Source organism: Pseudomonas sp. TWI628 (assembly GCF_039673865.1).
In the GTDB taxonomy this organism is placed as follows: Bacteria; Pseudomonadota; Gammaproteobacteria; order Pseudomonadales; family Pseudomonadaceae; genus Aquipseudomonas.
The window spans coordinates 1-25,468 of sequence record NZ_JBDJMM010000016.1; the positions used below are offsets into that span (position 1 = coordinate 1).

At 63.6% G+C, this 25,468-nt stretch carries 19 protein-coding genes; 11 read left to right on the forward strand and 8 right to left on the reverse strand.

The features are described from left to right. Positions 1-69 precede the first annotated feature (69 nt). Positions 70-2,031 carry a choline transporter BetT gene (betT, locus tag ABE528_RS14005; protein WP_178120090.1) on the reverse strand — a complete coding sequence of 654 codons (1,962 nt, stop codon included), beginning with the start codon at positions 2,029-2,031 and terminating at the stop codon, positions 70-72. A gap of 213 nt (positions 2,032-2,244) precedes the next feature. Next, positions 2,245-3,177 carry a serine O-acetyltransferase EpsC gene (gene epsC, locus ABE528_RS14010; protein ID WP_346653282.1) on the reverse strand — a complete coding sequence of 311 codons (933 nt, stop codon included), beginning with the start codon at positions 3,175-3,177 and terminating at the stop codon, positions 2,245-2,247. A 273-nt stretch (positions 3,178-3,450) separates the two neighbouring features. Here epsC and tcyJ point away from each other — a divergent pair, with 273 nt between their 5' ends. The 9 genes from tcyJ (at position 3,451) to ABE528_RS14055 (ending at position 12,235) form a co-directional block, all read left to right on the forward strand. Beyond that, the gene (gene tcyJ, locus ABE528_RS14015; protein WP_152956817.1) at positions 3,451-4,245 is read left to right on the forward strand and encodes a cystine ABC transporter substrate-binding protein; all 795 of its coding nucleotides are present in this window, start codon (positions 3,451-3,453) and stop codon (positions 4,243-4,245) included. Continuing rightward, on the forward strand, positions 4,242-4,910 hold the full coding sequence (tcyL, locus tag ABE528_RS14020; protein WP_152956816.1) for a cystine ABC transporter permease: 669 nt from the start codon (positions 4,242-4,244) through the stop codon (positions 4,908-4,910). The genes tcyJ and tcyL overlap by 4 nt, the downstream gene beginning before the upstream one ends. A gap of 1 nt (position 4,911) precedes the next feature. After that, positions 4,912-5,670, forward strand: a complete 759-nt coding sequence (gene tcyN / locus ABE528_RS14025) for an L-cystine ABC transporter ATP-binding protein TcyN (protein WP_152956815.1) — start codon at positions 4,912-4,914, stop codon at positions 5,668-5,670. A 200-nt stretch (positions 5,671-5,870) separates the two neighbouring features. Further along, positions 5,871-7,112 (forward strand): SfnB family sulfur acquisition oxidoreductase, encoded by a 1,242-nt coding sequence (locus tag ABE528_RS14030; protein ID WP_152956814.1) that lies wholly within the window; start codon positions 5,871-5,873, stop codon positions 7,110-7,112. A 12-nt stretch (positions 7,113-7,124) separates the two neighbouring features. Next, entirely contained in the window at positions 7,125-8,306 is a 1,182-nt protein-coding gene (locus ABE528_RS14035) for an SfnB family sulfur acquisition oxidoreductase (RefSeq protein ID WP_346653283.1), read from the forward strand. Then, on the forward strand, positions 8,306-9,697 hold the full coding sequence (locus ABE528_RS14040; RefSeq protein WP_346653284.1) for an LLM class flavin-dependent oxidoreductase: 1,392 nt from the start codon (positions 8,306-8,308) through the stop codon (positions 9,695-9,697). Before ABE528_RS14035 ends, ABE528_RS14040 begins: the two co-directional genes overlap by 1 nt. Further along, a complete protein-coding gene (locus tag ABE528_RS14045) occupies positions 9,690-10,490 on the forward strand; it encodes a MetQ/NlpA family ABC transporter substrate-binding protein (protein ID WP_346653285.1) in 801 nt (266 codons plus the stop codon). Before ABE528_RS14040 ends, ABE528_RS14045 begins: the two co-directional genes overlap by 8 nt. Before the next feature lies 1 nt (position 10,491). Continuing rightward, positions 10,492-11,601 carry a methionine ABC transporter ATP-binding protein gene (locus tag ABE528_RS14050; protein WP_346653286.1) on the forward strand — a complete coding sequence of 370 codons (1,110 nt, stop codon included), beginning with the start codon at positions 10,492-10,494 and terminating at the stop codon, positions 11,599-11,601. Then, positions 11,591-12,235, forward strand: coding sequence for a methionine ABC transporter permease (locus ABE528_RS14055; RefSeq protein WP_079230410.1), 645 nt, complete (start codon positions 11,591-11,593; stop codon positions 12,233-12,235). Before ABE528_RS14050 ends, ABE528_RS14055 begins: the two co-directional genes overlap by 11 nt. A 91-nt stretch (positions 12,236-12,326) precedes the next feature. On the opposite strand, the gene dibA is transcribed toward ABE528_RS14055, so the two are convergent. Beyond that, positions 12,327-14,222, reverse strand: a complete 1,896-nt coding sequence (gene dibA / locus ABE528_RS14060) for a phosphodiesterase DibA (protein WP_346653287.1) — start codon at positions 14,220-14,222, stop codon at positions 12,327-12,329. A 148-nt stretch (positions 14,223-14,370) separates the two neighbouring features. Between dibA and desA the strand changes: the two genes are divergently transcribed. Then, positions 14,371-15,555 carry a delta-9 fatty acid desaturase DesA gene (gene desA / locus ABE528_RS14065; RefSeq protein WP_152956808.1) on the forward strand — a complete coding sequence of 395 codons (1,185 nt, stop codon included), beginning with the start codon at positions 14,371-14,373 and terminating at the stop codon, positions 15,553-15,555. 141 nt (positions 15,556-15,696) lie between these two features. Continuing rightward, a complete protein-coding gene (locus ABE528_RS14070; protein WP_346653288.1) occupies positions 15,697-16,683 on the forward strand; it encodes a sensor domain-containing diguanylate cyclase in 987 nt (328 codons plus the stop codon). 27 nt (positions 16,684-16,710) lie between these two features. On the opposite strand, the gene ABE528_RS14075 is transcribed toward ABE528_RS14070, so the two are convergent. The 5 genes from ABE528_RS14075 to ABE528_RS14095 form a co-directional block, all read right to left on the reverse strand. Further along, entirely contained in the window at positions 16,711-17,970 is a 1,260-nt protein-coding gene (locus ABE528_RS14075) for a response regulator (protein WP_346653289.1), read from the reverse strand. 137 nt (positions 17,971-18,107) lie between these two features. Then, positions 18,108-19,385: a 4-aminobutyrate--2-oxoglutarate transaminase gene (gene gabT, locus ABE528_RS14080; RefSeq protein ID WP_152956806.1), complete on the reverse strand. Its 1,278-nt coding sequence runs from the start codon at positions 19,383-19,385 to the stop codon at positions 18,108-18,110. Positions 19,386-19,564: 179 nt separating this feature from the next. Then, positions 19,565-21,007 carry an NADP-dependent succinate-semialdehyde dehydrogenase gene (gabD, locus tag ABE528_RS14085; RefSeq protein WP_027917646.1) on the reverse strand — a complete coding sequence of 481 codons (1,443 nt, stop codon included), beginning with the start codon at positions 21,005-21,007 and terminating at the stop codon, positions 19,565-19,567. A gap of 241 nt (positions 21,008-21,248) precedes the next feature. Further along, on the reverse strand, positions 21,249-22,925 hold the full coding sequence (locus tag ABE528_RS14090) for an aryl-sulfate sulfotransferase (protein ID WP_346653290.1): 1,677 nt from the start codon (positions 22,923-22,925) through the stop codon (positions 21,249-21,251). 19 nt (positions 22,926-22,944) lie between these two features. Further along, entirely contained in the window at positions 22,945-25,281 is a 2,337-nt protein-coding gene (locus tag ABE528_RS14095) for a TonB-dependent receptor (RefSeq protein WP_346653291.1), read from the reverse strand. Positions 25,282-25,468: the final 187 nt, after the last annotated feature.

Here is a 25,468-nt window from a genome sequence, read left to right on the forward strand (position 1 = left end):
TGCCACGTTACTCTCCCTCCCGCCCCGGCCCTTTGCGGGGGCCCCCCCGCCACGAGGCCGGTACAGGTATCAGCGGACCAGATGCAGGAACTGCATGTGCCGCTCGTACTGGTCGAGGATGTCGTTGATGATCTGCTCCTTGCTGTAGCCCACCAGGTCGTAGTTCTGGCTGCCTTCGCTCAGGTGCACCTCGGCGCGGTAGTAACGGCGGTTCTTCAACTCCTGCGTACCCAGCCCACCCAGGGCGAACGACGGCGTGAAGTAGCCACGCATCTGCACCTGGTAGATGAACGGCTGCTCCTCGCCATGGCCCACCTTCAGGCTGACGTTGTCATGGCTCGGGTCGTCCTGGGTCACCAGCACCAGGCCCTTCTGCTCGAACACTTCACGCACATCGGCAATCGCCGGGCGCACTACGTCGTCCATGAAGCGGTACACCTCATCGCGCGACGGGAAGTGCACGGCTTGGCTCAGGCGTTGGCGCCAGCCACCACGGCCACGGCGTGACTGGGCGAAGGGTGCCAGCGAGTGCATCTGCGCGATCTGCCGCTGGCTCTCCAGGTAGAAGGCCTTGTGCAGCCCCCACATCATGCACAGCAGGATCAGCGAGAACGGCAGCGAGGTCAGCACCACCGCCGACTTCAGCGAGTCGATGCTGCCTGCGAACAGCAGGCCGCTGGTGATCAGCGCCGTCATCGCACCCCAGAAGATGCGCAGCCAGTTCGGCCCGTCTTCGTCAGCACCGCCGCCCTTGGCGGACAGGGTCGACAGCACCACGGTGCCAGAGTCGGCCGAGGTGACGAAGAACACGAAGCTGATGAACACCGTCACGGCGATCACCGTCTTGCTCCACGGGTAGGTTTCCAGCAGCAGGTACAGGCTCATCGACGGGTTGTCCAACGCCGACTGGCCGAGCGCGGTCATGCCGTGGTTGATCACCTGGTCCAGCGCGCTGTTGCCGAAGATCGACATCCACGCCAGGGTGAAGCCCAGCGGAATCAGCAGCACGCCGAAGACGAATTCACGGATGGTGCGGCCACGCGAGATACGCGCAATAAACAAACCCACGAACGGCGCCCAGGCAATCCACCAGGCCCAGTAGAACACCGTCCAGCCACCCAGCCAGTCACGCTGCTCGCCATAGGCGTACACGTCGAAGCTCTTGCGCGGCAAGGCGCCGAGGTAATCGCCAAGGTTCTGGATCAGGGTATTGAACAGGTGCTGGGTAGGCCCGGCGAACAGCACGAACAGCAGCAGTGCACAGGCCAGGAACAGGTTGATGTCGCTCATCACCCGCACGCCCTTTTCCACCCCCGCCACGGCTACCGCCACCGCCGCGCCCATCATCAGCGCGATGAGGATCACCTGCACCCACTGGCTATGGCTGATGCCGAACAGGTAGTCGAGGCCGGCGTTCAGGTGCAGCACACCAAAGCCCATGTCGGCCCCCAGGCCGAACACCGTGGCAATGATGCCGAAGCCGTCCACGGCATAGCCGATCGGGCCGTTGATGCGTTTGCCGATCAGCGGATACAGCGCCGAACGCAAGGCCAGCGGCAGGTTGTGCCGGTAGGCGAAGTAGGCCAGCGCCATGCCGACGAAGGCGAACACGCCCCAGCCATGCAGGCCCCAGTGCAGGAACAGGATCTCCATCGCCTGGCGCCCGGCCTCGGCCGTGCCCCCTTCGCCCTGAGGGGGCGCGAGCATGTGGGTCAGCGGTTCGGACACGCAGAAGAAGAACAGCGTGATGCTGATACCGGCGGCGAACAGCATGCCGGCCCAGGACAGGTAACTGAACTCGGGTTCGTCGTGGTCGGCACCGAGCTTGATCTTGCCGTAGCCAGACAAGGCAGTGACCACCACGAACACCAGGTACAGGGTCATGGCCAGCATGTAGTACCAGCCGACCGTGTTGGCCGCCCAGTTCTGTGCCGCCAGCAGCCACTCGCCGGCAGCCTGCGGGAAGGCGATGACCACCAGGCCGAAGAGGAGAATGAAACTTGCCGCGAAGTAGAACACCGGCGGGTTCATGCGGATCTTGCCATTGGCAAGGGAGGGGGACGGTGCACTCATGAGACAGGCACCTCGTCGATCGACGTGAGGTTCGGAATGAACGGGTTCAGCAAAGGAATCCTCCTGTTGAACACCGGCAGCGGACCAGCGTTTTTCATTGAACAAGCGTTCAAGTTAAACATGGATCGGCTTTCAAAGCGAACCGGGGCGCCGATTGGCGCCCCTTGCAACTCAGTTCTTGTCCTGGCAATCCAGCTGCAGGTTGGCCTGGGTGATGTTGCTTTCGGCCGGCACACTGCGGGTCAGCCAGACATTGCCACCAATGGTCGAGCCCTTGCCGATGGTAATCCGCCCCAGGATCGTCGCCCCGGCATAGATCACCACATCGTCCTCGACGATCGGGTGACGTGGCAGCCCCTTGTGCAGCGTCCCTGACTCATCGCTCGGGAAGCGCTTGGCGCCCAAGGTTACCGCCTGATAGATACGCACCCGCTCACCGATGATCGCGGTCTCGCCAATCACTACGCCGGTACCGTGGTCGATGAAGAAGCTCTGGCCGATCTGCGCGCCTGGGTGAATGTCGATACCGGTGGCCGAATGCGCGAGTTCCGAACTGATCCGCGCCAGCAGCGGCAAGCCCGCCTGATAAAGGTGGTGGGCCAGGCGATGATGGATGATCGCCAGGATCCCCGGATAGCACAGCAATACCTCGTCAACGCTGCGCGCCGCCGGGTCGCCGTGATAGGCCGCCAGCACATCGGTATCGAGTAGCACGCGCAGGCCCGGCAAGGCCGCCGCGAAGTCCTGGATCAGGCGCAGGGCCTGGGCATCGATGCCCTCCAGTTGCGTGTTGCTCTGGCGGGCGGCGTAACGCAGTTCCAGCCGCGCCTGTACCAGCAATGCCGTCAGTGCCGCGTCGAGGGTATGGCCGACGTAGAAGTCCTCGCTCTCTTCACGCAGGTCGACCGGGCCCAGGCGCATCGGGAACAGCGCCCCGCACAGCTGCTCGAGAATCTGCCGCATGGCCTCACGCGAAGGCAGCTCGCGCCCGCCCTGCTCGCCACTGCTGCGGCCATTGCGGCTGCGCCATTGCTCGCGGGCACCGCGCAGGCCACTGACGATGCTGTGCAGTTGCCAGTGCCCAGATGAAGGTTGTTCGCTCACGGTGTTCTCCTGCCGAAGGTGGCCAATCTGTCGTTATGCGATCCACTCTACGGCAAATCTGGCCCTTGGAAAAAACAACGCTTTATTCCATCCTGCGCTAAGTCGGGCATAAGCCGCGATGACGGCGCCAGCATCCTGGCCTACCCTCAAAGCAGCCAGAACCTGGCACAGATCACAACAGGAATAAGAAAATAAGTTTTTATTATTTCCTGACCTATCAAGCCAACTCTATAGTCGCCACCCACCACTTCCACAACAAGCGCGGGGCCTGCCATGTCGAAATTTGCCAAACCGCTTCTCAACGCCAGCCTGGCCATCCTGCTGGGTGCCGGCTTGCTCAGCCATGCCTTCGCCGGCGAGCAACTGAAGACCATCCAGGAAAAAGGCGTGATCAACGTCGGCCTGGAGGGCACCTACCCGCCGTTCAGCTTCCAGGATGAAAACGGCAAACTGACCGGCTTCGAGGTTGAGCTGTCCGAGCTGCTGGCCAAGGAGCTGGGGGTCAAGGCCAAGATCCAGCCGACCAAATGGGACGGCATCCTCGCCGCGCTGGAGTCCAAGCGCCTGGACGTGGTAGTCAACCAGGTGACCATCTCCGAAGAGCGCAAGAAGAAATACGACTTCTCCGAGCCGTACACCATCTCCGGCATCCAGGCGCTGATCCTGAAGAAAAAGGCCGAGCAGCTGAACATCAAGACCGCGCAGGACCTGGCCGGCAAGAAAGTCGGTGTCGGCCTGGGCACCAACTACGAGCAATGGGTGAAGCAGGACGTGCCGAAGGCTGACGTGCGCACCTATGAAGACGACCCGAGCAAGTTCGCCGACCTGCGCAACGGCCGCATCGACGCCATCCTGATCGACCGCCTGGCCGCACTGGAATACGCCCAGAAGGCCAAGGACACCGAACTGGCAGGCGATGCCTTCTCGCGCCTGGAAAGCGGCGTGGCGCTGCGCAAGGGCGAGCCTGAGCTGCTGGCCGCGATCAACAAGGCCATCGACAAGCTCAAGGCCGACGGCACGCTGGCCAAGCTGTCGGAGAAATACTTCGGTGCTGACGTCACCAAATGATCGCTGAAAGCCTGCAACTCGTTGCCGATTCCACGCCCTTCCTGCTGAAGGGCGCGGGTTATACGGTGCTGCTCAGTGTGGGCGGCATGTTCTTTGGCCTGGTGCTGGGCTTTGCCCTGGCGCTGATGCGGCTGTCGAAGATCCTGCCGCTGAACTGGCTGGCCCGGGTCTATGTGTCGTTCTTCCGCGGCACGCCGCTGCTGGTGCAGCTGTTCGTGATCTACTTCGGCATGCCGCAGATCGGTATCGAGCTCGATCCGATCCCGGCCTCGCTGATCGGCCTGTCACTGAACATGGCGGCCTACATCTGCGAAATCCTGCGTGCGGCGATCTCCTCGATCGACCGTGGCCAGTGGGAAGCCGCAGCCAGCATCGGCATGACCCGCACCCAGGCCATGCGCCGGGCGATCCTGCCCCAGGCGCTGCGCACCGCGCTGCCACCACTGGGCAACAGCTTCATCTCGCTGGTCAAGGACACCGCGCTGGCCGCGACCATCCAGGTGCCCGAGCTGTTCCGCCAGGCCCAGCTGATTACCGCGCGCACCTTCGAAGTGTTCACCATGTACCTGGCCGTAGCAGTGGTCTACTGGATCCTCTGCAGCATCCTCGCGCACTTCCAGAACCGCATGGAAGCGCGGGTCAACCAGCACGACCAGGAGCAATGAGATGATCGTCGCCAAAGGCCTGACCAAGCAGTTCAAGGGCCAGACCGTACTCAACGGTATCGACCTGACCGTGCAACCGGGTGAAGTGGTGGCCATCATCGGCCCCAGCGGCTCGGGCAAGACCACCTTCCTGCGTTGCCTCAACCTGCTGGAAACCCCGGATGCCGGGCAGATCCAGATCGGCGACATCAGCATCGATGCCAACCGCCCGCTCAGCGGCCAGCAAAGTGCGATCCGCCGCCTGCGCCAGCAAGCTGGCTTCGTGTTCCAGAACTTCAACCTGTTCCCCCACCGCACTGCGCTGGAGAACGTCATCGAAGGCCCGGTGATCGTCAAGAAGACGCCTCGTGAACAGGCCATCGAGCTTGGTCGGCGGTTAATGGCCAAGGTCGGTCTGGCAGGCAAGGAAGACGCCTACCCACGGCGCCTTTCCGGCGGCCAGCAGCAGCGCGTGGCGATTGCCCGCGCGCTGGCCATGGAACCTGAAGTGATCCTGTTCGACGAACCTACCTCGGCACTCGACCCGGAGCTGGTCGGCGAGGTACTGGCGACCATCCGCGGCCTGGCCGAGGAAAAGCGCACCATGATCATCGTGACCCACGAGATGAGCTTTGCCCGGGATGTCGCGAACCGGGTGATCTTCTTCGACAAGGGTGTGATCGTGGAACAGGGTGAAGCCAAGGCGCTGTTTGCCAACCCCAAGGAAGAACGTACCCGGCAGTTCCTGCGCAAGTTCCTCGGGACTGCTGCTTCAGAGTAAACCCTCTCTGGCTCTTCGCGGGTTTACCCGCGAAAGGGCCGGAACATCCAAGCAAATCCCCCTCTTCTATACATATTCCAAAAAGTTAGTTCATAAACTTTTAATAAGCCTTTAGGGTATATAAACCGGACCACCGGACCAGCAAATGTCTGTCGCCATCAGCTGAAGCGACGCATCCACTTTTGTGAGGTTCGGTTCTGATGACCACCCAGCCAAATACCCCATTCCATAGCGATCTCGACAGCTCGCCCCTGCTGCTGCCGGCCAAGATACTGCGCAACGACGCCGAAGCCCTGCAAGCCGCCCGGGAGCTGGCCGAGAGCGCCCGCGAGCAGGCCGCCCGCCGCGACCAGCAACGCAAGCTGCCCTGGGCAGAAATCGAACAGTTCACCCGCAGCGGCCTGGGCAGCATCACTGTGCCCAAGGCCCATGGCGGCCCGGACGTCTCGTTCGCAACCGTCGCCGAAGTGTTCCGCCTGATCAGCGCCGCCGACCCGGCCCTGGGGCAGATCCCGCAGAACCAGTTCGGCATGCTGCAACTGCTGCGCCTGACCGCCACCGAGGCCCAGCAGGCGCTGATCTTCCGCAGCGTGCTGGACGGCTGGCGCATCGGCAACGCCGGCCCCGAGCGCGGCACCAAGGACACCCTGACGCTCAAGGCCAGGATCACCCGCAGCGCTGACGGCTATCGCATCAGCGGTGAGAAGTTCTATTCCACCGGCGCGCTGTTCGCCCACTGGGTGGCGGTCAAGGCACTGGACGACGAGGGCCGCCAGCGCCTGGCCTTCGTCCGCCGTGGCAGCCCGGGGCTGCGCATCGTCGACGACTGGTCCGGCTTCGGCCAGCGCACCACTGCCAGCGGTACCGTGCTGCTCGACCAGGTACCGGTCGATGCGGAACTGGTCATCGACAACTGGCGCCAGCGCGATACCCCCAATATCCAGGGTGCGGCCTCGCAGCTGATTCAGGCGGCCATCGATGCCGGCATCGCCGAGGCAGCCATCGACGACACCATCACCTTCGTCCGCGAAAAATCCCGGCCCTGGATCGAGGCCAAGGTCGAGCGCGCCAGCGATGACCCTTACGTGATTGCCGACATCGGCCGCCTGAAGCTTGAGCTGCATGCCGCCGAAGCGCTGCTGCGCAAGGCCGCGCGGGTGCTCGACGAGGTCAATGCCGGGCCGATCGATGCTGCCGCCGCCGCGCGGGCATCGATTGCCGTGGCCGAGGCCAAGGTACTGACCACCGAGATCTCGCTGCAGGCCAGCGAGAAGCTGTTCGAGCTGGCTGGCAGCCGCGCCAGCCTGGCCGAGTTCAACCTCGACCGGCACTGGCGCAATGCCCGGGTGCACACCCTGCACGACCCGGTGCGCTGGAAGTACCACGCGGTTGGCGCTTACCACCTCAACGGCACCCTGCCTGCGCGGCATTCCTGGATCTGATTTGAGGTGACCATGACAACATCCGTTATCACCAGTGACAGCCAAGCCCTGGCTGCCGCCGAACATATTGCCCAGCAACTCAAACGCGACAGCGCCCTGCGCGACCGCGAACGCCGTCTGCCCCACGCCGAACTGGAGCTGTTCACCCGCTCCGGCCTATGGGCCATCAGCGTCCCCAAAGCCTTTGGCGGGGCGGGTGTATCCAACGTCACCCTGGCCCAGGTCATCGCCCGCATCGCCCAGGCTGACGCCTCCCTTGGCCAGATTCCCCAGAACCACTTCTACGCCCTCGAAGTGCTGCGGGTGAACGGCAGCCCCGAGCACCAGCGCCGCCTTTACGCCGAAGTGCTGGCGGGCCGCCGCTTCGGCAACGCCCTGGCCGAGCTGGGCACGAAAACCGCCCACGAGCGCACCACCCGCCTGACCCACGACGGCGCCGGTTACCGCATAAACGGCCGCAAGTTCTACGCCACCGGCGCGCTCTACGCCCAGCGTATCCCGACCTCGGTGATCGACGACCAAGGCCGCCAGCAACTGGCCTTCGTCCCCGCCGACAGCCAGGGCCTGCAGGTAATCGACGACTGGAGCGGTTTCGGCCAGCGCACCACCGGCAGCGGCTCGGTGACCTTCGACAACGTCTGGGTCGATGCCGACGACGTGGTGCCGTTCCAGAGTGCCTTCGAACGGCCGACACCGGTCGGCCCGCTGGCGCAGATTCTCCACGCCGCCATCGACACCGGCATCGCCCGTGCCGCTCTGGATGACGCCCTGCACTTCGTGCGCACGCGCAGCCGGCCATGGGTCGACTCCGGCCTGGACAAGGCCAGCGACGACCCGCTGACCCTGAAAAGCTTCGGCCAGCTGGTAATCCGCCTGCACGCCGCAGAAGCCTTGCTCGAGCGCGCCGGCGAATTCCTTGACCGCGCCCAGGCCGACAGCAATGCCGATACCGTGGCCGCTGCCTCCATCGCCGTTGCCGAAGCACGGGCAATCAGCACGGAAGTCTCCCTCGCTGCCGGCACCACGCTGTTCGAACTGGCCGGCAGCCAGGCCACCCTGGCCGAGCACAACCTCGACCGCCACTGGCGCAACGCCCGCGTGCACACCCTGCACGACCCGGTGCGCTGGAAGTACCACGCCATCGGCAACTACTACCTGAACAACGAGCACCCACCACGCCGGGGGACTATCTGATGCCCAAGCAGATCCTGCTCAATGCCTTCAACATGAACTGCATCGGGCACATCAACCACGGCCTGTGGACCCACCCAAGGGACACCTCGACCCAATACAAGACCCTGGAATACTGGACCGGCCTGGCGCGCCTGCTGGAACGCGGGCTGTTCGACGGCCTGTTCATCGCCGACATCGTCGGCACCTACGACATCTACGGCAACTCCGTGGACGTGACCCTGAAAGAGTCGATCCAGCTGCCGGTCAACGACCCACTGCTGCTGGTCTCGGCCATGGCCGCCGCCACCCGCCACCTGGGCTTCGGCCTCACCGCCAACCTCACCTACGAGGCGCCGTACCTGTTCGCCCGGCGCCTCTCCACCCTCGACCACCTGAGCAACGGCCGGGTCGGCTGGAACATCGTTACCGGTTACCTCGACAGCGCCGCCCGTGCCATGGGCCTGGAGCAACAGCCCGAGCACGACCGCCGCTACGACCAGGCCGACGAATACCTGCAGGTGCTGTACAAGCTGCTGGAAGGCAGCTGGGCCGATGACGCCGTGGTCAATGACCGCGAGCGCCGGGTGTACGCCGAGCCGGGCAAGGTGCGCAAGGTGCGCCACCAGGGCGAGTTCTACAAGGTCGAGGGCTACCACCTGTGCGAACCCTCGCCACAGCGCACACCGGTACTGTTCCAGGCGGGCAGTTCGCCGCGCGGCCTGGCCTTCGCCGGCAACCACGCCGAGTGCGTGTTCATCAGCGGCCAGGACAAAACCGCTACCCGCGCCCAGGTCGACAAGGTGCGCGCGGCCGCCCAGGCCGCTGGCCGCGATCCTCAGGCGGTGAAGGTGTTCATGGGCATCACGGTGATCGTCGCGCCCACCGAGCAGCAGGCCCAGGCCAAATATGCCGAGTACCTGCAACATGCCAGCGCCGAAGCCGGCGTGGCGCACTTCGCCGCCTCTACCGGCATCGACTTTGCCGCCTACGGGCTGGACGAGCCGATCGGCGCCAGCAAGGGCAACGCCATCCAGTCGGCCACCCGCCAACTGCAGGAAAACGCCTGGACCCGCCGCCGCCTGCTGGAGCAGCACGCCCTTGGCGGGCGCTATGTGACCCTGGTCGGCGCGCCCGATCAGGTAGCCGAACAGCTGATCGCCTGGATCGACGAAACCGGCCTGGACGGCTTCAACCTGACCCGCACCGTCACCCCGGAAAGCTATGAGGACTTCATCGAACTGGTGGTCCCGCAACTGCAGCAACGTGGCCGCTACAAGACCGCCTACGCCGACGGCACCCTGCGCGAGAAGCTGTTCGCCAGCGACCACCCGCACCTGCCTGCCGACCACCCAGGTTCCACCTACCGCAACACCTCTACCCCTGCCCCGACTGGAGCCCTGCACCATGCTTGAAAAACTGTTCCGGCCCGTCGCGGCCATCGCCATCACCCTCGGCCTGGCCACCAGCGCCTTCGCTGCCGAGCCGCTGAAGATCGGCACCACCGCAGCCTTCGCCATCCCCCTGGAAGCGGCGGTGGAAGAAGCCCACAAGCAAGGCCTGGAAGTGAAGCTGATCGAGTTCAGCGACTGGATCGCGCCGAATGTCAGCCTCAACAGCGGCGACATCGACGTGAACTACTTCCAGCACATCCCCTTCCTGGAGAACGCCAAGGCTGCAGCCGGTTTCAACCTGGTGCCCTACGCCCCGGGCATCATCAACAACGTCGGCCTGTACTCGAAAAAGTACAAAAGCTTCGCCGAGCTGCCCGAGGGCGCCAGCGTGGCCATCGCCAACGACCCGATCAACAGCGGCCGCGGCCTGCAGCTGCTGGCCAAGGCTGGCTTGATCACCCTCAAGCCGGGTGTCGGCTACAAGGCCACCGAGGACGACATCGTCGCCAACCCGAAGAAGCTGAAGATCCTGCAGGTCGAAGCCGTGCAACTGGTACGCGCCTATGACGACGCCGACCTGGTGCAGGGCTACCCGGCCTATATCCGCCTGGCCAACAGCTTCGATGCCACCTCGGCGTTGCTGTTCGATGGCCTGGAGAACAAAGAGTACGTGATCCAGTTCGTCATCCGCCCGCAAAGCAAGGATGACCCGCGCCTGGCCAAATTCGTCGATATCTACCAACACTCGCCTGCCGTGCGTGCGGCACTGAACAAGGCCCATGGCAGCCTGTACCAGGCCGGTTGGGAAAGCTGACATGAGCCAGGCCAACGCGCTCAGGGCGCCCACCGCACAACCATCGCCGCCAACGGCCAGGGAGCAGGCTCTGCGCCCGGAGGTCAACCAAGCCCACGTGCGCTTCATCGGCCTTGGCAAAACCTACCCTGGCCAGCAACAGCCAGCGCTACACGGCATCGACTTGAACATCCGCCGTGGTGAGATCTTCGGCATCATCGGCCGCAGTGGCGCAGGCAAGTCGTCGCTACTGCGCACCATCAACCGCCTCGAACAGCCGAGCCAGGGCCGCGTGCTGATCGACCAGGTGGACATCGCGCCGTTCGACGAGGACCGCCTGGTGGCGCTGCGCCGGCGCATCGGCATGATCTTCCAGCACTTCAACCTGATGTCGGCCAAGACCGTGTGGCAGAACGTCGAGCTGCCGCTGAAAGTGGCGGGCGTGGTCAAGCCCGAGCGCCAGCGCAAGGTGCGCGAGCTGCTGGAGCTGGTGGGCTTGCAGGAAAAACATCACGTCTACCCGGCGCAGTTGTCCGGCGGCCAGAAGCAGCGGGTCGGCATCGCCCGGGCGCTGGTGCATGACCCTGAGATCCTGCTGTGCGACGAAGCCACCTCGGCGCTGGACCCCGAGACCACCGCGTCGATCCTCGAACTGCTGCGCGACATCAACCAGCGCCTGGGCCTGACCGTGGTGCTGATCACCCACGAAATGGCAGTGATCCGCGACATCTGCCAGCGCGTGGTGGTGCTGGAGCGTGGCGCAATCGTCGAGCAGGGTGAAGTCTGGCGTGTGTTCGGCAACCCACACCATGAAGTCACCCGTACCCTGCTCGCGCCGTTGCAAACCAAGCTGCCCGCGGCCTTGCAGGCAAGCCTCCGGGCTAGCCCCGTGGGCCGTGACAGTGCGGTGGTGCTCAAACTCACCTTGCTCGGCGAACCGGCGCTATCCGACCTGTTCGCCGAACTTGGCGGACGCGTGCGCCTGCTTCAAGGTGGCGTGGAGACCATCGGCGAACATGCGCTCGGGCAGCTGATCCTGTCGATTCAGGGCTCGCCGCACGACACCCATCAATTGCTCGAGCGCGCCCGTCGCTGGGCCGAAGACGTGGAGGTACTGGGCCATGTGGTTTGATCGCTTGCTTGAAGGCCTGCTCGACACTTTGCTGATGGTCGGCGTGTCCTCGCTGGTCGCGCTGCTGGTGGGGGTGCCGATGGCGGTACTGCTGGTCACCAGCGACAAGGGTGGCATCTTCGAGGCACCGTTGCTGAACCGGGTACTCGGTGCCTTCGTCAACCTGTTCCGCTCGATCCCGTTCCTGATCCTGATGGTCGCGCTGATCCCCTTCACCCGGCTGGTGGTGGGTACCACCTATGGGGTGTGGGCCGCCGTGGTACCACTGACCATCGCCGCGACGCCGTTCTTTGCGCGGATTGCCGAGGTCAGCCTGCGCGAGGTCGACCATGGCCTGGTGGAGGCCGCACAGGCCATGGGCTGCCGGCGTTGGCACATCGTCTGGCACGTACTGCTGCCCGAGGCGCTGCCGGGGATCGTGGGAGGGTTCACCATTACCCTGGTGACGCTGATCAACTCGTCAGCCATGGCCGGGGCGATTGGTGCGGGTGGCCTGGGGGATATTGCCTATCGGTATGGGTATCAGCGTTTCGACAGCCAGATCATGTTGACCGTGATTGCCATGTTGGTGGCGTTGGTGGCGCTGATCCAGTTGGGAGGGGACCGGTTGGCGAAAGGCTTGAACAAGCGTTGAAATGCCTGGCACAAGATTTTCAGCGCCTGTGAGACCTAGCGCGCGGGCGGCGCTCGATCTCGCAGGCGCTCAACAACTTCCGCCATACCCCTCAGCCCCAGCGCAGCTCCGCGGCCGGCAACGGCCGCCCAAACCAGTACCCCTGCCCCAACTGGCACTGCTGCTCCAGCAGGAACCGCGCCTGCTCCGCCTGTTCGATGCCCTCGGCATGCACCTGCATGCCCATGCTTCGCGCCAGCGCGACAATCACCCGGACGATGGCAATGTCATCGTCATCCTGCGGCAAGCCGGCCACAAAACCCTGGTCGATCTTCAACTTCTGCACCGGCAGGCGCTTGAGCCGCAGCAACGACGAGTACCCCGTGCCGAAGTCATCGATGGCCAGGTTCAGCCCCAGCTCGCGCAGGCGATGCAGCTGTTCCAGCGCCACTTCCGGGTCTTCCATGACCGCACTCTCGGTCACTTCCAGCTCCAGCAGTGCCGGGTCCAGACCGGTTTCATGCAACACATCAGCCACCTGCCGATACAACTCGCGCTGGCCGAACAGGCGGCTGGAAATGTTCACCGCCACGAACTCCAGCGCGCGCCCATCCACCCGCCACTGAACCATCTGCCGGCAAGCTTCACGCAACACCCAGGCATCAATCTCGGCAATCAGGCCGGTACGTTCGGCGATGGGGATGAAATCACTCGGCGGCACCAACCCACGCTGCGGGTGCTGCCAGCGGACCAATGCCTCGACACCGACCATCTTCGTCGTGAACAGGTCATGCACCGGCTGGAAGAACACTCGTAGCTCATCCTTGGCCAGCGCCCGGCGCAACTCGCTCGCGGTCTCCACCCGGTGCTGGGCGTGGGCGGTCAATTCTTCGGTGTACAGCGCATAGCAGGCACGGCCATTGCCCTTGGCCTTGAACAGCGCCGAGTCGGCATTGCGCAACAGTTGCTCGGCGCTCAGGGCGTCGTTGGGGAACAGGCTGATACCCACGCTGGCACTGATGAACAGCCGGTGACCATCGAATTCGAAGGGCTCACGCATGCGTTCGATGATGCCCTGCGCCAACTTGCCGGCCTGGCCAACCTGCTGGCAGTTCTCGGCCAGCACGCCGAACTCGTCACCGCCCAGGCGCGCCAGGGTCACGTTGCTGCCAACGGTCTCACCCAGGCGCTCGCCAACCAGCTTGAGCAACTGGTCGCCAATGGTATGGCCAAGGCCGTCGTTGATGCTCTGAAAGTGATCCAGGTCGAGCAACAGCAAGGCGCAGCCGCGCTTGTTGGCCTGTGCCGCAGCCAGCGCCTGTTCGGCGCGGTCGTTGAACAGCAGACGGTTGGGCAGCCCGGTGAGTGGGTCATGGTGGGCCAGGTAGGCCAGTTCCTGCTCGGAATGCTTGATCGCACTGATGTCGCTGAACACTGCCACGTAATGGCTGAGCTCGCCACTGTCGTCACGGATGGCGCAGATCGTCTGCCATTGTGGGTAGATTTCACCGCTTTTACGGCGGTTCCAGATCTCGCCGCTCCACTCCCCCTTTTCGGCCAGGGTGGCATAGATCTGCTGGTAGAAGGGCACGCCATGGCGGCCCGACTTGAACTTGCTGGGGCGCTGGCCCAGCACTTCTTCCTGCTGGTAGCCGGTGATGCGCATGAAGGCGCGATTGACGTGCACGATCAGGCCTTGGCGGTCAGTGACCAGCACGCCTTCCAGGGTGCTGTCGAACACCGCCGCGGCCATGCGCAGGCGCTCGCGGTCCTCGCTGCGCAGGCGCGCGCCGATACCGATGAAGTTGAGCAGGCGGGCGCGGGACACGAAGATCAGCAAGGCACTGACCAGTACCCACACCACCACATTGATCTGCCGGCCCACGGTCAACGCCAGGGGGTCGTCAGACATACTGCGCAGGACCACCTCGGCCAGCACCAGCCAGAGGAACGAGAGCACCACATACAGCGCGGCCATGCGCAAGGCGTCGCGAACGGAAACAGACATGTCGGGGGGGAAAGCCCATGAAAAAGGATGGGGCATTATAAAGGCTGAAACATGCCGTGACTTCCTATCTGAAAGGGTGACTGGTTTTATTTCCCCGCCAAGGGATAATCACGCCTTTCTCCCTGCATTACCGAGGGCTTCTACACCTATGTGGTACAACGGTCTGCTCGACTTGTCGGCCTGGCAACTGGTTGGCGTCACCCTGCTGATGACCCACGTGACCATCGTCAGCGTCACCATCTACCTGCATCGCTACTCCGCCCACCGTGCGCTGGAGCTCAATGGCGCGCTCAAGCACTTCTTCCGTTTCTGGCTGTGGCTGACCACGGCACAGAACACCCGCGAATGGACGGCAGTGCACCGCAAGCACCACGCCAAGTGCGAAACCCCGGACGACCCGCACAGCCCGGTGTACAAGGGCCTGGGCACGGTACTGCGCAAAGGTGCCGAACTCTACCGCGAAGAGGCACGCAACCCCGAGACCCTGCGCATCTACGGCAAGAACTGCCCGGAAGACTGGATCGAGCGCAACCTCTACTCGCGCTACAAGCTCGGCGGCATCGTGCTGATGGCGATCATCGACCTGCTGCTGTTCGGCACCCTCGGCATCACCATCTGGGCGGTGCAGATGATGTGGATTCCGTTCTGGGCCGCTGGCGTGGTCAACGGCCTGGGCCACGCAGTCGGCTACCGCAATTTCGAATGCCGCGACGCTGCCACCAACCTGGTGCCGTGGGGTATCGTCATCGGTGGCGAAGAGCTGCACAACAACCACCACACCTACCCCAACTCGGCCAAGCTCTCGGTCAAGCGCTGGGAGTTCGACATGGGCTGGGCGTGGATCCGCCTGTTCTGTCTGCTGCGCCTGGCCAAGGTGCAACGCGTGGCGCCCATCGCCCACCGCGTCGAGGGCAAGGCCAGCCTGGACATGGACACGGCCATGGCCATCCTCAACAACCGCTTCCAGATCATGGCCCAGTACCGCAAGCTGGTAATCGGCCCGCTGGTCAAACAAGAGCTGGCCAAGGTCGATGCCTCGGTACGCCACCGCTTCCGCCGTGCCAAACGCCTGCTCTCGCGTGAAACCAGCCTGCTGGAAGACCGCCACCATGTGCGCATCGAAAGCATGCTCGCCCACAGCCAGGCGCTGAAGACCATCTACGAGAAGCGCCTGGCACTGCAACAGATCTGGGCCCGCACCAGCGCCAACGGCCACGACATGCTGGCGGCCATGAAGGACTGGGTACACGAGGCCGAGGCCAGCGGCATCCACGCCCTGCGCGACTTCGCAGCACAGCTGAAAACCTATTCCCTGCGCCCCACCGGCGCCTGATAGCCGCTGATCGGCACGCCCTGCAACGGGGCGTGCCTGCTGGAACTTCCCGCCTGAAAATCCACTCAAACCCGGCACATCGCCCGCGTGGCGGGCCGGTTTGTGGCCGCGCGCTCTATCGTCGAGAACTGCTCCGTGCTCATGGCCAAGAACCTTCCTCCGCCGTTGTCAGGTACCCCGCCTCCTGAAGCTGCACAAACCTTGCTGGCCCTGCTCCATGCCCAGGGCGAAGTCGCCCGCCTGAGTGAACGCGACCAGCTCTACAGCTCGCTGCTCGACAGCGTCAACGCCGTGCTCTGGGCCTTCGACTGGGAAACCCGCCAGGTGCTCTACGTCAGCCCCGCCTACGAACGCATCTTCGGTCGCCCGGCCAGCCTGGTACTGGCCGACTACAACGAATGGCGCGACAGCATCTACCCCGACGACCTGGAGTTCGCCGAACGCAGCCTGGCCCAGGTGCTGCTCAAGGGCGCAGTGGAAGACCGCGAGTACCGCATCCTCAACGCCAGCGGCCAGGTACGCTGGCTCAGCGACAAGTGCTATATCAACCAGCAGAGCGAAGGCGACCGGGTGATCATCGTCGGCATCGCCGAAGACATCACCGAGAAGAAACAGCTCGAAGGCGAACTGCAACGGCTGGCGACCACCGACGTGCTGACCCAGAGCAGCAACCGCCGGCACTTCTTCGAGTGCGCCCAGCAGGCCTTCGACAGCGCCCGTGAAGAAGGCACCCCGCTGGCCTTCCTGCTGCTGGACATCGACGACTTCAAGCGCATCAACGACAGCTACGGGCACCAGGAAGGCGACCAGGTGCTGCAGCGCATCGCCGACAGCGGCAAGGCCGTGCTACGTCGCGGTGACCTGTTCGGGCGTATCGGTGGCGAGGAGTTCGCGGCGGTGTTCCCGGGCTGTAATGCACAGGTGGCCGAACAGATCGCCGAACGGTTGCAGCGAGAGATTCAGCGGCAGGCCTTCAGCCATGGTGACCAGACGTACAACGTTACAGTGAGCCAGGGACTGACTGGGCTGACCGACGAAGACCTGTCACTGGACAGCTTGTTCGCCCGCGCCGATGCGGCGATGTACCGGGCCAAACGACAGGGCAAGAATCAGATAGTCCGAGGCTGACTGGGGCTGCAAAGCGGCCCCGGGATCTCAAGTCGATGCAGGCTCTTCGGTAGATGGCGGTGTCTGCTGTTCCGTGGCCTCAGCATTCTCCACCTTACGCAACCGGCTTAGCTCCGGCAGCCCAATCTTCAGCAAGCGCGCCGTCTTGCTGCTGGCGATCTTCTCCAGTCCCTGATCCGCTGGCAAGCGCGCCAGTTGCCCGGCCAGGTTCAGGGCCAGGATCTCCCGCGAATACACCCCGCCCCCCAGCTGGTAGATCGCCGCGATCAGCTCGCGCAGGCTCAGCGGCAAACGCCAGCGGGTGCGCAGCGCCGAGCCGAACGCTGCGCCGAACTCATTGAGCGACAGCTGCACATGGTCTTCGTCCAGTTCACCACCGGCCAGGCGCCACTCCTGCAGGCAGCGCAACACCGCCAGGTCGCCCAGGCAATGCAGCAGGCCAGCGCAATAGCAGCGCTCCTGGTCCAGTTCGAGCATGCGCGCCAGCGTGCGGGCGTATTCAGCCGTGTGCAGCGACAGGTTCCAGAAATGCGTGGCATGTTGCGTCAGCAGCGGGTCGCTGAGCCGTGCACTGCGCTTGAGGGTAAGGCCGAGGATCAGGTTCATGCTCTGGGTGCTGCCAAGCTTGTTCAGCGCCTGCATCAGCGTCTGCACAGGTGCTTCACGGTGCAGGCTGGCACTGTTGGCAGCAGCGATGAGCACCGCCGTGATCTGCGGGTCGTCGCGCACTTCCTCTTCGAGCACCTTGAGGTTCAGGCCCTGCGGGTTGAGTGCGCGCTTGATCGCCAGCTGTACATCGGCGAACAGCGGCCCGCCGTCGGCAGTGGCGCGGCGTTGTTCGAGGTAGGCCGGCAGGTTGGCGCCAGGCTGCAATGGCGGCACCGGGCAGGCGACCTGCTCGCCCACGGCCAGCAGCAGCTCTTCCAGGCTCTTGCGCAGCTTGTCCAGGTTCAGCGGCTTGCTCAGGTAAGCCGTGGGGTGCAGCGGCAACGCTTCGCGCACGCTGGCGCTATCGCTGCGGTTGCTCATCAGAATGAACGGCAGCCCCGGGCCCTTGGCGCGCACCTTGCGCAGCAGGTCGAGGCCATCGCAGCCTGCCAGCTCGCGGGCGGCGATGATCAGGTCAGGTTTGCTGGCCAGCGCCGTGAGCGCTTGCGAGCCGTCGGCGCAGACGTGCAAGCGGGCGTCGCAACGCACGCTGAGCAGCATTTCGCTCAGCATTTCGCGTACCCAAGGGTCGCCCTCGGCGATCAATACGCAAGGTGGGGCGGGGTCTGCAGCACTCATGGCCAACTCCTGAATATCCCTGACACACAGTCCTTCGCAGCTTCCAAAGCGAATCCTTTGACCACCATAGCCTCACACGGCTTTTCTGGGCACAAAAAAAACCCGCCTAAGCGGGTTTTTTCATGAAGCGCGTCACATCAGGCGAGTTCAGCGAAGCACTCTTCGATGATGGCCAGGCCTTTGTCCAGCAGCGCGTCTTCGGCGGTCAGCGGAACCAGGATACGCAGGACGTTGCCGTAGGTGCCGCAGGACAGCAGGATCAGACCCTTGTCGCGTGCCTTGGCCACAACCTGGGCAACGGCAGCAGCGTTCGGGGTGTGGGTGCCTTTTTCGAAGACTTCCACAGCGATCATCGAGCCCAGACCACGGACGTCGCCGATGATCGGGTGCTTTTCCTGGATCTGGCGCAGGCCAGCAGTCAGGCGCTCACCGACAGCCTTGCTGCGGTCCAGCAGTTTCTCTTCCTCGAACACCTGAATAACGGCCAGGGCCGCGGCGCAGGCGATCGGCGAACCGGCATAGGTGCCGCCCAGGCCGCCTGGAGCGATGGCGTCCATGATCTCGGCCTTGCCGCACACACCGGCGAGCGGGAAGCCGCCAGCGATGGACTTGGCGAAGGTGGTCAGGTCAGGCGCGACGCCCATCTGTTCCATGGCGAAGAAGGTGCCGGTACGGCCAGCGCCGGTCTGCACTTCGTCGGCAATCAGCAGGATGCCGTGCTTGTCGCACAGTTCGCGCAGGCGCTTCATCAGCTCTTTCGGCGCTGGCAGGAAGCCGCCTTCGCCTTGTACTGGCTCGAGGATGATCGCGGCGATGTCGCGTGGCTCGGCATCGTTCTTGAAGATGCGCTCGACCGAAGCGATGGCGTCATCAACGCTGACACCGTGCAGTTCGCTCGGGAACAGGGCGCGGAAGATGCCGCCTGGCATCAGGCCCATGCCAGCGGAGTACGGCACGACCTTGCCGGTCAGGCCCAGGGTCATCATGGTACGGCCGTGGTAGGCGCCGGTGAAGGCGATCACGCCAGCACGACCAGTGGCGGCACGGGCGATCTTGACGGCGTTTTCAACGGCTTCGGAGCCGGTGGAAACCAGCAGGGTCTTCTTGTCGAAGTCGCCTGGGACCAGCTTGTTGATCTTTTCGCACAGCTCTACGTAAGGCTCGTAGGCCAGCACCTGGAAGCAGGTGTGGCTGACCTTGGTCAGCTGCTCTTGCACAGCTGCAACCACTTTCGGGTGCAGGTGGCCAGTGTTCAGTACTGCGATGCCGCCGGCGAAGTCGATCAGTTCGCGGCCTTCAACGTCGATCACCGTCGAGTTCTTCGCGGATTCGACGAAGATCGGGTGGATTTGGCCGACGCCACGTGGGACGGCGGCTACACGACGTTGCATCAAGGATTCGTTGGTCTTGCTCATAAAGCCCTCATTGCGCCGATAGCAGCGCTTTTATTCGGGGGTGGCTGGGTGTGTTCGCGAACAGTATTCGTTGATCGACTGCCGTGAACGCCCTGGCCACCAGGTACTGCGATGTCAAAAAGGCCAGCGAGACGTCGCTCTCGCGCCCCGCTGGCAGAGGTAAAACCTTTACCCGGCGATCAGACGCTGATGCACAGGTATTTGATTTCGAGGTAGTCCTCGATACCGTATTTGGAACCTTCGCGGCCCAGGCCCGAAGCCTTGATGCCGCCGAACGGCGCGACTTCGTTGGAAATCAGGCCGGTGTTGATACCCACCATGCCGTATTCCAGGGCCTCGGCAACACGGAACACACGGCTCATGTCACGGGCGTAGAAGTACGAGGCCAGGCCGAACTCGGTGTCGTTGGACATGGCGATGACTTCGGCTTCGTCTTTGAAGCGGAACAGCGGCGCCAGTGGGCCGAAGGTCTCTTCTTTGGCGACAGCAGCGGTTTTCGGCACGTCGACCAGAATGGTCGGCTCGAAGAAGTTGCCTTCGATCAGCTTGCCACCGGACAGCACCTTGGCGCCTTTGCCAACGGCGTCTTCGATGTGTTCCTGAACCTTGGCGACAGCCTTGCCGTCGATCAGCGGGCCAGTGGTGGTGCCTTCTTCCAGGCCGTTACCGATCTTCAGCTTGGCAACAGCAGCGGCCAGCTTCTGGGCGAACGCGTCGTAGACGCCGTCCTGCACGTAGATACGGTTGGCGCAGACGCAGGTCTGGCCGTTGTTGCGGTACTTGGAGATGATTGCGCCCTCGACCGCCTTGTCCAGGTCGGCGTCGTCGAACACGATGAACGGCGCGTTGCCGCCCAGCTCCAGGGAAACCTTCTTGATGTCCTTGGCGCATTCTTCCATCAGCTGGCGACCGATTTCGGTCGAGCCGGTGAAGGACAGCTTGCGTACCAGGGAGTTGCCGGTCAGCTCGCCGCCGACTTCGCCAGCGCTGCCGGTGACCACGCTCAGCACACCAGCCGGGATGCCGGCGCGGGTGGCCAGCTCGACCAGGGCCAGGGCGGAGTACGGGGTCTGCGAAGCAGGCTTGAGCACCATGGTGCAGCCAGCGGCCAGGGCCGGGCCGGCTTTACGGGTGATCATGGCGGCCGGGAAGTTCCACGGGGTGATGGCCGCGGTAACGCCGATCGGCTGCTTGATGACGATCAGGCGCTTGTCTGGCTGGTGGCCCGGGATGGTGTCGCCGTAGACGCGCTTGGCTTCTTCGGCGAACCACTCGATGAACGAGGCGGCGTAGGCGATTTCGCCCTTGGCTTCGGCCAGCGGCTTGCCTTGTTCGGTGGTCATCAGGCGCGCCAGGTCGTCCTGGTTCTCGATCATCAGTTCGAACCAGCGACGCAGCTTGTTCGAGCGCTCTTTGGCGGTCAGGGCACGCCAGGCCGGCAGGGCCTTGTCGGCGGCTTCGATGGCGCGGCGGGTTTCCGCAGTGCCCATCTTCGGCACGGTACCGATGACTTCACCAGTGGCCGGGTTGGTCACGTTGATGGTCTGGCCGCTGTCCGCATCCAGCCACTCACCGTTGATGAAGGCTTGCTGGCGGAACAACTGAGCGTCTTTGAGCTGCATGTCGGCTTCCCGAATTGTTGATTGTTTGAAAAGCGCCCAAGGCAGGGCATCGAGCGTTTGAAATCTCAAACGAATGCTAAGCGGCTGCTGGGGTGTTGGACAATAGGCTGTTCGAAAAAAAGAACGAATGGTTGAACACCCCGGCAAAATTTCATGATTTTGCACAGCGGCATTACAGGGTAGACGAACGAGCTGAAGGAAATGTGATGGGAGGACCGACGGCCCTCCCGGAGGGAATGAATCAGAACGCCTTGGCCAGGTCGATCACCAGCGCCCGATAGCCAACGGAACCCGGCTGCCGGCTGTGCACCTTGAGCTCCACCAGCACCTCCTGGGTCCCACGACGCACCTCATTGAGCACCGTGGTGGTCAGTTTCTCAGGCGTGAGGAAATTCACCGAAGCCGAATAAATGAACTGGGTATCGGTCTCTGGCCGGTAGGCCACCACCGAGGTCACCGGGCTGTACCACTCGTCGCCGCGCTCCTTGCCGTATTCCCACACCTGCTCGACCGTGCCCTTGGCTTCATCGATCTTGTACTCCACCGCCCGGCTGTAGTTACCGCTGAGCTTGGTGGGCGCAAAGTCACGCCCCCAGCCGTTGTCGAATACGGTCAGTGTGCCTTTGCCGGTGAGCCAGGCGGTGTGTTGGGTCCAGGACCAGTCGAAGCCTTCGCTCTCGACGGGGGTCAGCACTTTTTCGCGCAAGTGCTGCGGCCAGCCCTGTGGCGAAGCAAGAATCCACTTAACCTGCTTGTCACGACCGATCTTGACCACGCCCTGATGGCGAGCCGAAACGATAATGCTGTCGTCATCGGCATCGTAGTCGATGGCATTGACGTGCGCCCAGTTACGCCCGGTGCCCACGCCCGGGGTATCGCCGAACGGCAAGTCGCCTTCGGCCAGTTCGTTGGCCAACCGATCGTCCTGCTTCTGTACACCTTCTGGCAGCTGAATCGCCGCCTTACCCAGCGTTTCCAGCAAGTCGCCACGATAGGGGTCGAGAATCTGGTTCAGGTCCCAGAAGTCCAGCACATCCCCCGCCTCGCTGACCTCGATGATGTGGTCGCGGATCGAGCGCACCCGCTTGCCGTCCGGGCGACGGTAATCACTGGTGCCGACACGCAGCAGGTAGGTGCCGTTGGTGGTTTCACGAATCTCGTGGGAGAAGTCGGCAAACTTGTCCGGCAGGTTGCGCTGCCAGATACGCCGGCCCAGCAGGTCGAACTTGGAGTAGGTCTGGCCTTGCCCCCAGATCAGCTTGCCGTCGCGGGTCTGCTGGAAGCCCATGGTCCCGCCCAGGCCATCGCGGCGGTTGGAGTCGTGGATCTGCTCGATGTCCAGGTACCAGCGCACGTCGCCGTTGCTGTCGGCGATCCAGTTGTTGCCGACCTGGTCCCACTCGGCGGCGCCGCCCAGGCCGTTCCACTTGAAGGCACGGCCACCGGGAATGTCACCTTGCAGGTGGTTGAACAGGTACAGGCGCTGCTCGAAGCCTGGCGCCACCTTGACCGGTTCCACCTCGGGCAGCGCGGCGGTCTGCTTCGCCACCACCGGCAGGCGCACGGCCGGGGCGTAGATCTGGTACTGCTGGCGGATGCGCTCGCCATCGAGCTTGTAGCTCACCTCCACCTGGTTGACGTGATCCGGATACAGGCCAAATACCGGGATGCCGCCATAGGTCCATAGCGAGCGCTCGGACACTTCGTAGGCGATGTCCACACCGCGCTCGCCCTTGCCGCGCACCCGCACATGGGCGGCGCTCAGGCTGCGCCCGCCATCGCGGATGATCGCGGTCAGCGGCGCCAGGCGGTACGGGTTGACCACCACATCGCCAAGCAGCGCCTCGGCGCGTTCGGGGACCTTGGCAGTGAGGCATGCGCCTTCAGGCAGCGCAGGGGTTTGGGTCTTGGCATTCATGGCAAAGCTCCTTGTTTACTCAGAAGTCGTAACGGGCGGTGGCGCCGAAGGTGCGCGGGGTACCGAGCACGCCGGCATAACCACCGTTGGCGGAGTTCCACAGGCTGGTGAAATAGGTCTTGTCGCCGGCGTTCTTTACCCACAGCGACAGGTCGACCACGCCGTCGCCCTGGTCCAGGCGTACACCGGCGGAGAGGTTGACCAGCGCATAGCTGGGGATCTGGCCGAAGTCGGAATCGTCGATGGTGCCCACCGCCCTGGAGCGGAACGCGTAACTGGCGGTGACGTAGGGCTCGACGTGCTGGCTGGCTTGCCACTTGTATTCGCCGTTGAGGTTGGCGATGTACTTGGAGGCGCCGACCACCTGGTGGCCGGACAGGTCGCAGGTGGCGGTGGCATTGGCCAGGCTCACCTCCGGCGGGCATGGCGCATCGTCGTACTTCAGGTAGCGCACGTCGTTCCACGAACCGTTGAAGTTCACCGTCAGGCCATTGATCGGCAACGCCGTGGCTTCGAATTCCAGGCCACGCGAGCGCACGCTGCCGGCGTTGGCCAGGTACTGCACGCGGTTGATCTGGTCGTAGACGTTGGCCTGGTAGCCATGCACCTCTGTCCAGAACAGGTTGGTGTTGAGCTGCAGGCGGTTGTCGAACAGCGTGCTCTTGAGACCCAACTCGGCGTTGTTGGCCCGCTCGGTGCCGACCAGCAGCGAATCGGTGCCCAGGCGTGGCGCAGCGCCGACGGTCAGATTCACACCACCCGACTTCTCACCGTGGGTCAGGGTGGCGTAGCCGAGCAATTGCTCGTTGAAGCGGTAGCTGAGCCCCAGCAGCCCGGAAGGGCTGAAACCGTACTGGTTGAGGTCGCCCGAATCGTACGCCCCCACCCTGCCCTGGCGCGCAGCAGCGGCGGCACCGGTCACGGCAGCGCCGCCGGTTGGCGCATCGCGGGTCACCCAGGCGCTCTTTTCTTCGTAGGTGCCGCGAATGCCAGCGGTGAAGTCCAGGCGATCGGTGAGGTGCCAGGTGCCTTGGGCGAACAGCGCGTAGCTGTCGGTATCGATATGGCCGTTGCCGATGGTATTGACGTTGGCCAGGGCACCGGCCGGGGTGATGTTCCAGATGTCTGCCTGGGGGCCGTAATACGTGAAGGACTTGTTGTCCAGGTCCTGCTTGAAGTAGTACGCGCCGAGCACATAGTCGAAGAAGCCACCGGTAGGCGAAGCCAGGCGGATTTCCTGGGAGTACTGCTTGTCGCGCACCGATACCCCGGCGCTGTAGAACACCGGCACATTGAGGCCGTCGTCGTTGCGCGGGGTGAAGTCCCACCAGCGGTAGGCGCTGATCGAGGTCAGGGTGAAGTCGTTGGGCAGGGTCCAGTTGGCCTCCACCGAGGTACCGCCCTGGAACACGGTCACCTGCTGGTCGGCATCGAAATTGACCTTGCGGTGCTTGCCCGACACCAGCGTCGCGCCCGCCTGGGCGGCGAGGCTTTCATAGCGGTTGACGCCGTTGATGGTCGGCCCGGTGCTGTACAGGCTGAGGATGCCGTTGTTGGAGTCTTCTTCGTTGTACTCGCCGATCCAGCGCAGGTTGAAGGTGTCGCTCGGCTTGAACAGCAACTGGGTACGAAAGCCCTGGCGCTTGCCGCCATTGAGCTCGTCGCCGTTGTGGATGTTCTTCACATAGCCGTCGTCTTCGGTGTGATAAGCACTGATACGCCCGGCCAGCGTCTCGGTGATCGGCCCGGAGTAGCTGCCCTGGGTCTGCAGGTAACCGTCCTCGCCAATCGATTGCTGAATGCTGCCTTCCGGGTGGAAGGTCGGTTTGCGCGTGGTGATGTTCAGCACGCCCGCCGTGGTGTTCTTGCCGAACAGCGTGCCCTGCGGGCCGCGCAGCACTTCCAGCTGCTCGACATCGAGCAGGTCGAACACCGCCATGCCCGGTCGGCCGAGGTAGACGTTGTCCAGGTAGATGCCAACGCTGCCTTCCAGGCCATCGCTGGCCGGGTTGTTGCCCAGGCCACGAATCGAGATGCTCGACTGCCGTGCATGCACATAGGCGACGTTGGTGCTGGGCACCAGCTGTTGCAGATCCTGCACACGGTAAATGCGCTGGGTTTCCAGGGTTTCGCTGCTGAGCACACTGATTGGCGTGGGCACGCTCTGCGCGGTTTCCTCACGGCGACGGGCATTGACCGTGACCGTGCCGAGCTTGGCTTCCTGCTCCACGGCCGGCGTGGTGCTGACGGGTTCTTCGGCGAAGCTGCCATTGGATGCCGCCAGCAACACGCCGGCGGCCAAGGGTTGCAAGGTGAAACGCGACGCGCGCGCAGGCCAACGGGAAAGTCCGGACATGCAAATGCTCCTTGAGGCATGGGCCCTGGGCGAGCATTTCCGTTGGCGGAACCGAATCGCGGTCAGTCGGGCTTATATTCTTTTAAGAAATATAAATATTTATAATTCATATTTTGTGGAATAAGTGACTCCCTTTATAAGGTGGCTAACCCTCTTCATCAATTGCATTCGACCGAAAGTTTTCATG

Bases quoted from the DNA above. Each gene is read 5' to 3' on its own strand.
- ABE528_RS14090 (WP_346653290.1), bottom strand. From the start codon at position 22,925: ATGAATGCCAAGACCCAAACCCCTGCGCTGCCTGAAGGCGCATGCCTC.
- ABE528_RS14095 (WP_346653291.1), bottom strand. From the start codon at position 25,281: ATGTCCGGACTTTCCCGTTGGCCTGCGCGCGCGTCGCGTTTCACCTTG.
- ABE528_RS14075 (WP_346653289.1), bottom strand. From the start codon at position 17,970: ATGAGTGCTGCAGACCCCGCCCCACCTTGCGTATTGATCGCCGAGGGC.
- gabT (WP_152956806.1), bottom strand. From the start codon at position 19,385: ATGAGCAAGACCAACGAATCCTTGATGCAACGTCGTGTAGCCGCCGTC.
- betT (WP_178120090.1), bottom strand. From the start codon at position 2,031: ATGAACCCGCCGGTGTTCTACTTCGCGGCAAGTTTCATTCTCCTCTTC.
- gabD (WP_027917646.1), bottom strand. From the start codon at position 21,007: ATGCAGCTCAAAGACGCTCAGTTGTTCCGCCAGCAAGCCTTCATCAAC.
- ABE528_RS14050 (WP_346653286.1), top strand. From the start codon at position 10,492: ATGAGCCAGGCCAACGCGCTCAGGGCGCCCACCGCACAACCATCGCCG.
- ABE528_RS14040 (WP_346653284.1), top strand. From the start codon at position 8,306: ATGCCCAAGCAGATCCTGCTCAATGCCTTCAACATGAACTGCATCGGG.
- ABE528_RS14070 (WP_346653288.1), top strand. From the start codon at position 15,697: ATGGCCAAGAACCTTCCTCCGCCGTTGTCAGGTACCCCGCCTCCTGAA.
- desA (WP_152956808.1), top strand. From the start codon at position 14,371: ATGTGGTACAACGGTCTGCTCGACTTGTCGGCCTGGCAACTGGTTGGC.
- tcyN (WP_152956815.1), top strand. From the start codon at position 4,912: ATGATCGTCGCCAAAGGCCTGACCAAGCAGTTCAAGGGCCAGACCGTA.
- ABE528_RS14030 (WP_152956814.1), top strand. From the start codon at position 5,871: ATGACCACCCAGCCAAATACCCCATTCCATAGCGATCTCGACAGCTCG.
- ABE528_RS14045 (WP_346653285.1), top strand. From the start codon at position 9,690: ATGCTTGAAAAACTGTTCCGGCCCGTCGCGGCCATCGCCATCACCCTC.
- ABE528_RS14055 (WP_079230410.1), top strand. From the start codon at position 11,591: ATGTGGTTTGATCGCTTGCTTGAAGGCCTGCTCGACACTTTGCTGATG.
- ABE528_RS14035 (WP_346653283.1), top strand. From the start codon at position 7,125: ATGACAACATCCGTTATCACCAGTGACAGCCAAGCCCTGGCTGCCGCC.
- dibA (WP_346653287.1), bottom strand. From the start codon at position 14,222: ATGTCTGTTTCCGTTCGCGACGCCTTGCGCATGGCCGCGCTGTATGTG.
- tcyL (WP_152956816.1), top strand. From the start codon at position 4,242: ATGATCGCTGAAAGCCTGCAACTCGTTGCCGATTCCACGCCCTTCCTG.
- tcyJ (WP_152956817.1), top strand. From the start codon at position 3,451: ATGTCGAAATTTGCCAAACCGCTTCTCAACGCCAGCCTGGCCATCCTG.